Annotated in this window: 11 protein-coding genes; all 11 read left to right on the top strand. The window is 31.4% G+C overall.

The window, feature by feature from the left end:
* Window positions 1–14: 14 nt before the first annotated feature.
* The 11 genes from EII29_RS01390 (at window position 15) to EII29_RS01340 (ending at window position 13,156) form a co-directional block, all read left to right on the top strand.
* Window positions 15–2,084, top strand: a complete 2,070-nt coding sequence (locus EII29_RS01390; protein WP_125235761.1) for an outer membrane protein assembly factor — start codon at window positions 15–17, stop codon at window positions 2,082–2,084.
* A gap of 206 nt (window positions 2,085–2,290) precedes the next feature.
* Window positions 2,291–2,713: a GNAT family N-acetyltransferase gene (locus tag EII29_RS01385; RefSeq protein ID WP_233573217.1), complete on the top strand. Its 423-nt coding sequence runs from the start codon at window positions 2,291–2,293 to the stop codon at window positions 2,711–2,713.
* Between the two features lie 58 nt (window positions 2,714–2,771).
* Window positions 2,772–3,785, top strand: a complete 1,014-nt coding sequence (lpxD, locus tag EII29_RS01380; protein WP_125235759.1) for a UDP-3-O-(3-hydroxymyristoyl)glucosamine N-acyltransferase — start codon at window positions 2,772–2,774, stop codon at window positions 3,783–3,785.
* Window positions 3,786–4,767: 982 nt separating this feature from the next.
* A complete protein-coding gene (locus tag EII29_RS01375) occupies window positions 4,768–5,409 on the top strand; it encodes a DUF4878 domain-containing protein (RefSeq protein WP_125235758.1) in 642 nt (213 codons plus the stop codon).
* A gap of 67 nt (window positions 5,410–5,476) precedes the next feature.
* Window positions 5,477–6,415 carry an Hsp33 family molecular chaperone HslO gene (locus EII29_RS01370; RefSeq protein WP_125235757.1) on the top strand — a complete coding sequence of 313 codons (939 nt, stop codon included), beginning with the start codon at window positions 5,477–5,479 and terminating at the stop codon, window positions 6,413–6,415.
* A 30-nt stretch (window positions 6,416–6,445) separates the two neighbouring features.
* Window positions 6,446–7,372 (top strand): D-alanine--D-alanine ligase, encoded by a 927-nt coding sequence (locus EII29_RS01365; protein WP_125235756.1) that lies wholly within the window; start codon window positions 6,446–6,448, stop codon window positions 7,370–7,372.
* A gap of 128 nt (window positions 7,373–7,500) precedes the next feature.
* Entirely contained in the window at window positions 7,501–7,980 is a 480-nt protein-coding gene (locus EII29_RS01360; RefSeq protein WP_125235755.1) for an S-ribosylhomocysteine lyase, read from the top strand.
* 150 nt (window positions 7,981–8,130) lie between these two features.
* Window positions 8,131–8,889: a TatD family hydrolase gene (locus EII29_RS01355; protein WP_125235754.1), complete on the top strand. Its 759-nt coding sequence runs from the start codon at window positions 8,131–8,133 to the stop codon at window positions 8,887–8,889.
* A gap of 249 nt (window positions 8,890–9,138) precedes the next feature.
* Window positions 9,139–9,507 (top strand): holo-ACP synthase, encoded by a 369-nt coding sequence (acpS, locus tag EII29_RS01350; RefSeq protein ID WP_125235753.1) that lies wholly within the window; start codon window positions 9,139–9,141, stop codon window positions 9,505–9,507.
* A gap of 19 nt (window positions 9,508–9,526) precedes the next feature.
* Window positions 9,527–10,798 carry a glutaredoxin gene (locus EII29_RS01345; protein WP_125235752.1) on the top strand — a complete coding sequence of 424 codons (1,272 nt, stop codon included), beginning with the start codon at window positions 9,527–9,529 and terminating at the stop codon, window positions 10,796–10,798.
* A 609-nt stretch (window positions 10,799–11,407) separates the two neighbouring features.
* Window positions 11,408–13,156 (top strand): hypothetical protein, encoded by a 1,749-nt coding sequence (locus EII29_RS01340; protein ID WP_125235751.1) that lies wholly within the window; start codon window positions 11,408–11,410, stop codon window positions 13,154–13,156.
* Window positions 13,157–13,189 lie beyond the last annotated feature (33 nt).

Below are 13,189 nucleotides of genomic sequence, written 5' to 3'. Positions count from 1 at the left end.
TCAGGGAGGAAATAATGAAAAGAAAAATTTACGCTTTAATAGTGACAGCTACGCTGTTTTTATCAATGAGCGGATTAGTAATGGCTGAAGGAAAAGATTTAAGAGTGGGGACAATTCAATTTTCACATTTGAATCAGTTACCTGAAGACTTTCTTTTGGAAAAATTGCCTGTTAGATCAGGAGAAGTGTATTCAAATAAAAGTTTAAGCGACATATATCTGGCATTAAAAAGATTAAGCTATATTTCAAATGTAAATGTATATCCGAAAATCGAAGGAGAAACTGTAAATCTTATGATTGAAGTGGATGAAGCGGGGAATGCATTAGAACTTGCTAAAAGGGAAGAGTCTGCTGAAGATTTGAATCAAAAAACGGAATTTAAAGTTTCAAGTGTTGATATATCAGGTATACAGACTCTTAATAAGCAGGATTTCCTGAAAGATGTACCTGTAAAGGAAGGGGAATATTTTACTCCACAGGAAGCAATCGATGGAGCTGCAAAAATTTTCCAGTCAGGTTATTTTTCGAGTGTTGAGCCTAAAGTCGACAGAAAAACCGATAATACGATTTCTGTAGTATATCTTGTAGAAGAAAATCCGACAGTGCAGAGCATAACGGTAAAAGGAAATACGTTATTTACTCAGGAAGAACTGAAAAAGGCGTTAGGCATAAAAGAAGGGGAAATTTTAAACGGAAATTTACTTGATCCTGATAGAAACGGAATTATAAAACATTATAACCAGGCTGGATATTCTCTTGCCAGAATTGAAACTATAGCGGTAAGTCCTGCAGGAGATATAAATATTGAACTTACTGAAGGAATTGTAGATTCAGTTTCATTTAAAAAAGTGGCATCTAAAAAAGATAACGAAAGATCGAGTGAGAGATCTTCAAAACTGAGAACACAGCCTTATATATTTGAAAGATCCCAGTCAGTAAAACCGGGAGAAGTTTTTGAGATGAAAAATGTAGAAGCTACAATAAGAGAACTTTACAGAACAGGTATATTTACTTCTATAGAACCTGTTTTAAGCGGCAAAGAAAATGATCCTAATGCAAGAGTGGTTGAATTTCTTGTGGAAGAAAGACCGACAACTACTATAAACGGAAGTATATCTTATGGTACATCAGTGGGGCTTGTAGGAGGGATTAAGCTTTCCGACTCCAATTTCTTGGGGAAAGGGCAGGAAGCGGCTTTTAATATAGAGGCATCCAATAAAGGAGACAAAACATTTGAAATAAGTCTCTTTGATCCTTGGATCAGAGGAACTGAAAGGGTGCAAGGAGGAGGAGCGATTTACTGGAAAGAAACTGCTAATGACGATGCGGTGGCTGATGAAGTCGAAAAAGTAAGAAAAGTAGGAACAAGATGGACTATCGGAAAAGGTTTAAATGATAAGATATATGTAAGAGGTTCATTAAGATATGATCATTATAAAGAAATTTTAGGCTCAAAAAAGATTAATGACAAATATAATCTTATAGCAATTTCACCGTCATTAATATATGATTCGAGAGATAATGCATTTAATCCTACAAAAGGAATTTATTCGACATTGGCATATGAATACGGAGATTTAGTAAAAGATTCAAGAAAATATAGTCAGTTTGAAGCAGATTTAAGAGGATATCACAGAACATTCTTTAAAGATAAAAACGTAATGGCATACAGAGTGGTCTGGGGATCTACAGGAAGCGGAACACCTGAGGCATTAAGATTCAGCATAGGGGGAGCGGAAACATTAAGAGGATACGATTATGGAAAATATGACGGATTTAATAAATTCCATGCAACAGTGGAAAATAGAACACAAATAAATAAACATATACAGTTAGTGGCATTTTTCGATATAGGTAATGCATGGCAGAATGTTACTACAGTAAATGGAAAAAAAGTATATTCTCCTGACAGAAAAAATGCTAATAACTTTGCTGACCTTAAAAAAGGTGTGGGAGTGGGATTAAGACTTAATACTCCTATAGGTCCGTTAAGATTTGACTATGGATGGCCTCTTGACCCTGAAGTAAAAGGCGGAACAAAAACAGGAGGAAAATTCTACTTCAGCTTCGGTCAGACATTCTAAAATACGGTATTTTAAGTTATAAGAAAAAATTATAAAATATTCTTCAGTTTAAATTTTTTATAAAAAAATTAAAATTTGAGAGGATTTGGTCTTAGATGAACATAAAACTGGTAAAATTATCCTATGAATACAAGGAACAGCTGTTTGATATGCTTGAAGAATGGAAGAAGGATATTGAGGAAAACAGGACCAATCACTCACCGCGGATGATTTTCCGAAATGACTTTCATGATTTCGATTATTATCTTGAAAACCTAGAAATAAAAGAAGAAACACCAGACGGACGCGTTCCTGATACAACTCTGTTCTGTCTGGATACAGACAGAAACATTTTTGTCGGTGCCGTTAATATCCGTCATTACTTAACAGAGGAGTTACTGTATACAGGCGGACATATTGCAGACGGAATCCGTCCGACAGAAAGGCGTAAAGGATATGCAACTGCCATGATTTCATTAGCTTTGCGGGAATGCAGAAAACTCGAAATATACAAAGTTTTACTTACTTGTGACAGAAATAATATCGGCTCTGCAAAATCAATAATCAAAAACGGCGGTGTATTGGAAAACGAAGTTATTAAGGACGGGATTGCCATACAGCGATATTGGATAGATTTAACAGAACATTAAATTTTATTTTAATGAATTTAATAAAAATGTATATAAAAATATGCGGGAAGGAATCTTTATGTATAATATTAAAGAAGTAGCTGCATTAATAAAAGGTGAAATAAAAGGAGACGATAATTTGAGTTTTCTCAGATTATCACCTTTTTTTCATTCTACAGAAAATGAACTTACTTTTGCAGCAGATGAAAAAATGTTGAAAAGTATTGATAAATGCAATGCAGGAGCAATAATAGTTCCTCCTTTGAAAGAGCTTCCTGGGAACAGAACTTATATTATTGTAAAAAACAATCCGAGAGAGCTTATGCCGATATTACTTAATTATTTTAAACCGAAAATAAAGTCTTTTGAAAAACAGATAGAAATTTCATCGGAAATAGACCCGACGGCAAATGTGTCTAAAATAAACACATATATAGGACATAATGTGAAAATAGGAAAAAACACCGTTATTTATCCTAATGTTTCCATATTTGAAGGAGCTGAAATAGGAGATAACTGTATTATTTATTCCAATGTGACAATAAGAGAATTTACAAAAATAGGAAACGGGTCTATAATTCAGCCCGGTGCGGTTATAGGTTCTGACGGCTTCGGTTTTGTTAAAGTAAATGGAAATAATGTGAAAATAGAACAGATAGGAAATGTTATTTTGGAAGATGAAGTTGAAATAGGTGCAAATACATGTATAGATAGAGGAACTATTGGAGATACGATAATAAAAAAAGGAACTAAGATTGATAATCTTGTCCATATTGCACATAATGACATTATTGGTGAAAACTGCTTTATTGTAGCGCAGACAGGTATTTCCGGAAGTGTGGAAGTGGGAAATAATACTATTCTCGCGGGTCAGGTAGGAGTGGCAGGGCATCTGAAAATAGGAAATAATGTTGTAATCGCTGCAAGATCGGGAGTTACAAATGACGTTTCCGACGGAAAGAAAATGTCGGGGTATCCTTTGAGGGAGCATATGGAAGATTTAAGAATAAAAATGTCTATGGGAAAAGTTCCGGATATGGTGAAAAAGATAAAATATCTTGAAAAGGAAATCGAAAATTTAAAGAAAAGCTGAAAAAGTCAAAAAATAGAAAAGATATTATGAAAAAAACTAAGAAAAATGTATTATTATTGTTCTTGAATTTTCTTATTTTTCTTACAGCATATCAACTGAACAGTTCGGTATTTTTTTAAGTAATCCTATGGATAATGAGATAAAGCTGAAAGTTGATACAAAGAAATATAATTTAGTTTGGAAAATGGAGTTGAGTTGGAAAGTCTAGTTATGAATTTAATGGAAAGAAAACAGAATTTGTAGTGTATTAAATTTTCTTGGAAAAGAGTATTTACTTTTTTATATAATTTATGCAACAAAAGATACCAATTTAATCAGCGGTATTAAACTGAATATTGCTGAAATAGGCAATATAGCTTATGAAGTTTCGGTAACAACGGTAAAAGTTCATATAATAGATATAAAAATGCTGAAAAATGGGGATATGATTTTAGAATGGATTTTTCCTGAAAAAGCTTTATCGGATAAAGGCAGAAAATGGAACATATTCACTAAAATATTGATTTAGAAAAAATTTATAGATTTTAATGAAAAGAAAACCGATAATATCAAGTGTTGTGAGACCAAATAAAATTTCGTACCGGAAGCCGGAATTAACTTTACAAATATGTAAGTTGAGGAGTTAATAAAAGTAGGAAATTTGAAAAAGAAAAATTTATAATGCCCGATTAAAACTTCAAGAATGAAAGAAGCTGCTCGGAAAATAACAGGTTTTGGTGAAAAGTATGAAAACATTTTAAAAATGGGAGAACAGAAAAAATATATAATAAATATAAAAAAGTATGGGAAAAATATATAGCTAAAGAAAGAAAATGGAGAAATACATTCAAAATATGATTTGAATTTTCCTCCTTTATGTTTAAGATATTTGGGTAGGAGAGTTATTGTCAAATATTGATTTACTATACAAATTTAACTACTTGACTTGTTATTTTAAATAATGTAAAATTAAGAAAATAAGAAATAAGATGGGAGCCATAAAATGAAGAGAATATTATTGGGCATTTTAGTATTTACTCTGGTAATCGGCTGCAGTTCTAAACCTGAAGCCGTGGTATCAAAATTTATAGACAGTGTAAGAGAGAAGAAAATTGAAGAAGCATCTAAATACTCTGCTAATAAAGATTTCACAAAAGATTTGAAACTGGAGTATAACAACAAGATGCAGCAGTTATTTTTTGAAACGTTATTTAAAAATATGAAGTATGAAATCATCAGCAGTGAAAAGCAGGACGACTTTTCTGCAGTTACAGTTTCAGTTGAAAATGTCGATACGGAAAAAGTATTTTTGATGATATTTCAGAGACTTCTTAAAGATACATTTTCTGAAAACAGTGAAACTCCTCCTATAGAAGAGGAATTTAAAAAGATATTGGAGTCAAATGATGTACCTAAAGAAAAAAATACTACGAAATTCATTGTTGTAAAAACAAAAGAAGGAAGTAAAGTAAATGTAACGGCTGAAAATATAGATGTTTTATTTGGTAAAATAAATACCACATTGTCAAATTTGAACACTTTGGGAATTGATTCTGAAGAGGGAAATGAAACTCAGCTGCCTCAGGAAGGGCCGGGTGCAGGAAAAGATCAGAAGCTTACCGAGCCTAAGTTGGATAAAAAATAAAATAAATATAGAGGCACGTCAAAAGTGCCTTTTTTAAATAAATACATAGAACGAAAAGGAAAAGATAATGAAAAAATCAAGATTAATAAGAGGAACAAGTAAATGTGCGAGATTTTTTTTGTGTGATACGACGGAAATTGTTAAAGAGGCAAAAAAAATACATAATCTGGATCCTGTTGCTACAACTTTGTTTGGGAAACTTCTTACAGCGGCAGTAATGATGGGAAAAGACTTAAAAGGAGAAAATGATCTTTTGACACTGAGAATATCGGGAGAAGGACCGTATGGAACTATGCTTGCCACAGCAAATAAAAAAGGAGAAGTAAAAGGTTATACAGGCAATCCCGAAGAGAAATTTCATAAAATAATAAATGAAAACAAAGAATTTATCACTGATGAAACAGGACAAGTAAGATTTATAGGAAACGGAACTTTACAAGTAATAAAAGACATGGGGTTGAAAGAACCTTTTGTAGGTCTTACAAAACTCGATGGAGAAGATATTTCAGATACAATGGCATACTATTTCCTGATTTCCGAGCAGATAAAGTCAGTAGTAACTTTGGGAGTTAAACTGAAAGACAATGGAGATGTGGAAAAGGCGGGAGGATATATTATCCAGCTTCTTCCGGGAGTGGAAGACAGTTTTATAGACAAACTTGAAGATAAGCTGAAACAGATAAGGAGCATAACGGAGCTTCTAATAGGTGGACTTTCCCTTGAAAAAATAGTGGAACTTTTGTATGAAGACATATCGGTTGCCGAAGATGAGGCTGAAGTATCGGGAAATCATGTAAAAAAATATGTGGAAGATTATGAAGTGTTGGAAGAAAGCTCAATTGAATATAAATGTAACTGTACAAAAGAAAAATTTTATAAAGGAATAATAACTTTAGGAAAAGAAGAAATTGAGCATATTCTTAAAGAAGAAGGAGAAATTGAAGTGGAGTGTCATTTCTGCGGACGAAAATATATATTTATAAAAGAAGATTTTAAAGATATGTAATAATGTATAAAATGTGAAAGGGTGTTTAAAATGTCAAAATTGTTAAAAGTAGGAGTTATAAGAGGAGGAGTATCAACTGAAAGGGAAGTTTCTTTGAATACAGGAAGTGAAATTGTAAAAAATTTGAATAAAGAAAAATATGAAATTTTTGATATTGTAATAGATTCGGAAAAAGAAGTATTTGAAAAACTGAAAAGTATTAATCCAGACTTTGTATATATAGCATTACACGGAGCTTTCGGAGAAGACGGGAGAATACAGGCTATACTTGAAAGTATGGGAATAGCTTACAGTGGACCGGGAGTTATGTCAAGTGCAGTGTGTATGGATAAAGAAATGACGAAAAAAGTAGTTTCTTCCTATGGTGTAAGAGTGGCAAAGGGAGTAAGTGTAAGAAAGGGAGAAACGGCAGATTTTAAATTTATAAGTGAAAAACTGGGAAACAAAGTAGTTGTCAAACCTAATTCCGGAGGCTCGAGTATAGGAGTAAGTTTTGTGGAAAATCAGGAAGAACTTGAAAAAGCACTTGAACTTGTATTTGAAATGGATAAAGAAGCATTAATTGAAGAAATGTTGAAAGGAACTGAAATAAGTGTTCCCGTTATTGACGGAAAAGTGTACCCTACTCTTAAAATAGAGGCTGTAGCAGGAGATTATTTTGACTATAAATCGAAATATTCAACCGGAGGAGCAAGAGAATTTGTATTTGAATTTGAAAAGAAAATACAGGAAGAAATTGATAAATTTGCAAAAGACAGTTATTATGCAATGAAATGTGAAGGATTTGCAAGAGTGGATTTTATGGTGGTAGAAAATAAGCCGTATTTTATGGAAGTAAACACTCTACCGGGGATGACGGCTGCAAGTTTATTGCCGAAAAGTACAGCATCAAAAGGATATAATTACAGCCAGACATTGGATTTGCTTATAGAATCATCCATAAAAATAAAAAGATAGATAAATAAAATTCGTTATATTTCTATTATTTAAAACACTATAAAAGAAGAGGGAAATTAAGGAAAAAGGAACGACAAAATAGGATTATTAATAATGGAATATATAAAAGACGTGAAAGGAGAATAAATATGGAAAAAATAGCAAGTTTTCAGGTAGATCATGTAAAACTGAAAAGAGGAATTTATGTGTCGAGAATTGATGAAATAAACGGAAGTTATCTGACAAGTTTTGATATAAGAATGAAACTTCCTAATAGAGAGCCTGTAATTAATATAGCTGAACTTCATACAATGGAACATTTGGGAGCGACATTTTTAAGAAATCATCCTGAATGGAAAAATAAAATAATATATTTCGGGCCTATGGGATGCAGAACAGGGTTTTATCTTATTTTAAAAGGAAATTTGAAATCACAGGATATAAAAGAGCTTGTGAAAGAAACATTTATATTTATGGCTGATTTTAGAGGAGAAATACCCGGAGCATTAGCAATAGAATGTGGGAATTATCTGGATCAGAATTTACCTATGGCGAATTTTGAAGCTAAGAAATATCTTGAAGAAACTTTAAATAATTTAAAAGAAGAAAATATGAGTTATCCTGAATAATAAAAGATAAAATATCTTTGTGTTTTCAGCTGTTATAATTTATATATTTATTAGTAAAAATGTAAAGAAAAAGCTTTCTTTAATTATGATTTAATCAAGATTAAAGAAATATGTATAACAATGATTACAATGTATTGTGAAAGAGGGAAAATGAAAATAATAGATACACATACACATATATATGATGAAAAATTTCAACTTGATTTTGATACTGTAATGAAAAATATAAAAGAACAGATGGAGGGAATTATCAGTGTAGGCTTTGATTTGGAAAGTTCAAGAAAAAGTATAGAACTCGCCCACAAGTACCCTTTTGTTTATGCAGTAGTAGGTGTACATCCTGTAGACATAAAAAAGTATAACGATAATACTGAAAAAGAGCTTGAAAAATTGGCATTAACTGAAAAAAAGATTGTGGCAATAGGTGAAATCGGACTTGACTATCACTGGATGGAAGATCCTAAAGAAATCCAGAAAGACGGTTTCAGAAAACAGATGAAGTTAGCTCAAAAAGTGAATCTTCCTGTTGTAATTCATACAAGGGAAGCACTTGAAGATACACTGAATGTTTTAAGCGAATTTCCTAGTGTGGGAGGTATATTGCATTGTTATCCGGGTTCTTTTCAGGCTGTGAAACCATTTCTGGAAAGATATTATATAGGTGTGGGTGGAACGGTGACTTTTAAAAATAACAGGAAAACGAAAGAACTTGTACATGCTCTTTCATTGGATAAAATAGTATTGGAAACAGACTGTCCGTATTTAACTCCTGTTCCTTTCAGAGGAAAAAGGAATGAACCTGTTTATACAAAATATATAGCTGAAGAAATAGCGCGTATAAAAGAAATTCCCGTTGAAAAGGTGATAGAAAAAACCACTCAAAATGCAAAGAAAATATATAGATTATGATTTTATTTTACATTAGTTTTCTATATCGAAACAGTCAGATAAAGAAAGTATTAAAATAAGAAATAACGGGAAATTCAAGAGTAAACTGAGTTTTTACAATATAATAATTATAAAAACTATTCAACGGAAATTCTATATATTTAAAAATGACAGGGAATATAAAATAAAAGATTTTTATTGTTGTATAATTTGAATATGGAAAATTGAAACTGACTGTGTAAATGTAAAATTTACATAAAAGGAGAAATTATGGAAATATATGGGATAGGAACTGATATTATTGAAATAGAAAGAATAAAGAAAGCGATTAACAGCACTCCGTCTTTCAGAAGGAAAGTGTATACTTTAAAAGAAATAGAACACATTGAAAAGAAAAAAAATCCTTATGCCAGTTATGCAGGAAGATTTGCTGCAAAAGAGGCTATTTCAAAAGCTTTGGGGACGGGAGTAAGAGGATTTTCCTTAAATGATGTGGAGATATTAAATGATGAATTGGGAAAACCGTGTGTTACACTTTACAACAGGATAAAAGAAGCGGCAAAAATTCTGAAAATTCAGATAAGTATTTCCCATAGTAGAGAATATGCAGTTTCTACTGTAGTCATTTATAAGGAATAAGAAAAGTCAGGAGAAATGTATGATAAAATCAATTATAAAAAAAATGGGGAAATTTAAAACGGTATCGGGAGTAATGATTATATTCACTACTCTATTTTGGACAGGGTTTCCGTCTTTCGGAGAAGATAAAGTAAAAATTGAATATTTTGGGAGAGAAGATTGTAAAAATTGTGCAAATCTTGAAAAATTTTTGAAAGAGTTGTCTACTGAGAGAAATGACTTTACATATGTAGAGTATAAAATTGATAAAGATGTTCAAAATAGAAAATTTTTCAATGAGACTACCGATAAGTTGAAGTTAGTCAAAGGAACTCCCATAATTTATGTGAATGAGCGTGTAATACAAGGTTATAACACTGCCGATACAACAGGGAAAGAAATTGTAAAGGAAATTAATAAGGGAAAAAAGAAAGAAAGCATACCTACATTAATTGAGTTTATGGAAAAAGGCAACTTTTCCAGTGTAGCTAAAGATGGTGCAGTTTGTGAAATTGACGGAGTATGTGAAGTACCCGGAGCTGTCGGGACTTATAATAAACAGATTATCGTAAATATTCCGTTTATAAATAAGACTATAGATTTGTCAAATTATTCACTGCCGTTAATGGCTGCCGTTTTAGGAACGATAGACGGTTTTAATCCCTGTGCAATGTGGGTTCTTGTATTATTTTTGACAGCTCTTGTTGCAGTGGGAAATAAAGTGAAAATGTTCAGAGTGGCGGGACTTTTTATATTTGCTGAAGCGGTAATGTACTATCTTATACTTAATGTATGGTTATATACTTGGGATTTTGTGGGTCTTGACAAATGGATAACTCCTGCCGTCGGAATTATAGGGATAATAGGCGGAATATTTTTCATGAGGAACTTTTTGAAAAAAGGGAATGAGCTGTCCTGTGAAGTTACGGATTTTAAAAAGAGGGCTGAAATTTCAGGAAAAATAAGAAATATAGCTGATAAACCGTTCACATTTTTAACTGTTCTCGGAATAATAGGGCTTGCCCTGTCTGTAAATGTAATAGAGTTTGCCTGTTCTGTAGGAATACCCCAGACTTTTACTAAAATACTTCAAATAAACAATATATCTTTTGTACAGAAACACTTGTACACATTTATTTACATATTAGGGTATATGATAGATGATTTTATAGTATTCGGTTTTGCGTTATTAAGTGTAAATAAATTACAATTGACATCAAAATATTCTAAATGGATGAATCTTTTCGGAGGAATTTTGATGATTATACTTGGATTGATATTGTTGCTGAAACCGAGTTTATTGGTTTTGTGAGTGTTATTTTTTTAAAAGAGCCGACTAAAAAATTTCTTATAATTTTGAAAAAACTTAATAAAATATTTTCAATTTTTTGTAAAAAAAGTTGTGCCAAAGAAATAATTCAATCCAAATTTTACAGGTACTCGAAAATACCTGTTCACCGTAAAAATAAAAAAATGTTTTTACAACGCTCACTTTAAGCACTTTTACGTTGTAAAATTTGAATATTGAAGATAAGAGTCGGAAATTTTGTAATTGACTACAGAAATATGAAGAGAATTTAGAAGCAGAGGAATTATCCTCTGTTTTATTTTTAATATATTTTATTTTTTCAAATTAAAAGGAGTTTTTATTAGTTAAAATAAAAATTAAAAAAATTATATATTAAACAAAAAAAATTATTGTAAAAAATGAATGAAAGCCTATTAATAATAATGCTTTGATTATATTTTTACCGAAATTGGAAAAATTTTAATTATTATGATAAAATAAATTTAAAAATAAAAGTGAAAAATAATAAATTAAATATTCAGATAAAAAAAATTAAAACAAAGGAGTGGATGAACCGCTGATTTGAGAGAAACAAACTGAATAAACCAATGAAAGTTAGTGGTATGAATGATTATGAATATAAAAAGAATAGTAGGAATAATTTTCATTATACTGAACATAGGACTTTTTGCTACAACTACTACAAATGCTCTTCAGGATGCAAAAAATGCACAGGTTCGGAATGCTTTGTATAATGAAATACAGAATAAGAATAAACAGTCTAATGATGATCCTGTTATGTTTAATATTGGAAAAATTATGTCTTCAGCTGCAAGTGGTACGAATTTATATAATCTTGGAAATGCTGTTAAAGGAATGAATTCGTCATCTCTCAGCTCGGAAAATGATACGAGTACAAATCCTTCAACATGGAAAAAAGTAAAACTGAAACCATGGCAAATAATTCTTGCTGTAATATTTATGGCAAATGAACTGAGAGAACTGAAGTCAGGTGGAGGAAGTAACGGTTCGGTAAATAATCCGAATTATGAAAAATCTCCTATAGGAAAAATAAAAGACACATACGACATAAGAAGTAAAGTTGTGGTGAATCTGTTTAAAGTTACAGGAAATATAACGGATAAGATCGGACGAGTACTTTCCAATGTTTTGGCGGTATTTCTTCTGCTTATGGGGACTTTGGAAATACTTATTAATATATTTAAAGGAGTAACTAATCCTAATACTGAAGATTCTAAAACTATATTAATGGTTATGAAAGATATGTTTCCTCAGCTTGTAGTAATGGGGACACTTGTTATGATACTTGCAAACGGATTTTTCTGGAATTTTTATACAGGTCCGTTATTTAATCTTGCAATGAAAATCGGAGGTATGATTTCAGGGCAAAATTTCAGTATATATAATCTTCCTGATTATTTAACCAAGCTGTTTAATGTTCCCTTTGCTGTTATGGTTTCAGGAGTAAAAATGATGTTCAGTGTAAAAGGAATAGTAAATAATATTCTTCCTATTGTTATATTGTTTTCAGGATTTGTACTTTTATGGCTATGTATAAAAGCGGCAATTGAAATAATGACAGTATTGGTAGATTATTTGATTATAGGATGTTTTGCAATGGTAGTTATGATTTTTATGGCTCTTGGATTTACTAAAAATATAGGAGTAGGTGCAATAGGAGGAGTCACAGCTGCAATAGTGAACGTTATAGTTATGTTTGCTCTTATGGGTTTTGCTTTTAACCTCATTGACAGGCTTGATGGAAACGGTAGCTCGGATGTGAGTAAACTTATAGGAATGATAATAGGAGTTTTTATTGTAAACGGTCTTATTATGCAGATAAAGACAATAGGTCAATTTCTCAATGCAGGAAATGCAGCATATATTAAAGGAAGCTCAATTACTACTGAAGTTATTGACGGGGGATTTAATATGCTCATAGGTGCAAATTTCTTGAGAAATACTTTCAGCAAAGGCAGTTCTCTGGCAGGAGGAAAAAGTGGTGGAAAAAATCCTCTTGAAAGTGGTATAGAAAGTAAAGGAGGAAGAGATATTCTTTCTGCTGCAGTAAAAAATGTCGAAAATGCAGGAAATTCAGGAAATGATATTGGTAAGGCAACAAAAAAAATGAATTTTTCCGATTTGAGAAATATTACTAAAGATTTTGTAACCGGTTATGGAGAAAAATATTCAGAAACAGTAAATGAAATTGTAAGGGAAAAAATGAGAAAAAAAGAAAATGAAAAAGAGAAAGGAAAAAACGAGAATATGAATACTGAGAAAAATTCTGAGCAAATACGTCAGAATATAAATAGAGATTCAAGAAATAAAAATTCTGAAAAGGAAAATATTAAAGTATAAAAAAAATCAGATAATATATTTACAAAAAATAAA

Origin of the sequence: Leptotrichia sp. OH3620_COT-345, assembly GCF_003932895.1 — a bacterium.
Taxonomy (GTDB): Bacteria; Fusobacteriota; Fusobacteriia; order Fusobacteriales; family Leptotrichiaceae; genus Pseudoleptotrichia.
Note: the sequence above shows the minus strand (reverse complement) of the source record. Positions and strands in the feature narration are given on the sequence as shown.

What these genes read in the sequence shown, in the direction of transcription:
- EII29_RS01390 (WP_125235761.1), top strand. Translation starts at nt 15, where the DNA reads ATGAAAAGAAAAATTTACGCTTTAATAGTGACAGCTACGCTGTTTTTA.
- EII29_RS01385 (WP_233573217.1), top strand. Translation starts at nt 2,291, where the DNA reads ATGATTTTCCGAAATGACTTTCATGATTTCGATTATTATCTTGAAAAC.
- lpxD (WP_125235759.1), top strand. Translation starts at nt 2,772, where the DNA reads ATGTATAATATTAAAGAAGTAGCTGCATTAATAAAAGGTGAAATAAAA.
- EII29_RS01375 (WP_125235758.1), top strand. Translation starts at nt 4,768, where the DNA reads ATGAAGAGAATATTATTGGGCATTTTAGTATTTACTCTGGTAATCGGC.
- EII29_RS01370 (WP_125235757.1), top strand. Translation starts at nt 5,477, where the DNA reads ATGAAAAAATCAAGATTAATAAGAGGAACAAGTAAATGTGCGAGATTT.
- EII29_RS01365 (WP_125235756.1), top strand. Translation starts at nt 6,446, where the DNA reads ATGTCAAAATTGTTAAAAGTAGGAGTTATAAGAGGAGGAGTATCAACT.
- EII29_RS01360 (WP_125235755.1), top strand. Translation starts at nt 7,501, where the DNA reads ATGGAAAAAATAGCAAGTTTTCAGGTAGATCATGTAAAACTGAAAAGA.
- EII29_RS01355 (WP_125235754.1), top strand. Translation starts at nt 8,131, where the DNA reads ATGAAAATAATAGATACACATACACATATATATGATGAAAAATTTCAA.
- acpS (WP_125235753.1), top strand. Translation starts at nt 9,139, where the DNA reads ATGGAAATATATGGGATAGGAACTGATATTATTGAAATAGAAAGAATA.
- EII29_RS01345 (WP_125235752.1), top strand. Translation starts at nt 9,527, where the DNA reads ATGATAAAATCAATTATAAAAAAAATGGGGAAATTTAAAACGGTATCG.
- EII29_RS01340 (WP_125235751.1), top strand. Translation starts at nt 11,408, where the DNA reads ATGAATATAAAAAGAATAGTAGGAATAATTTTCATTATACTGAACATA.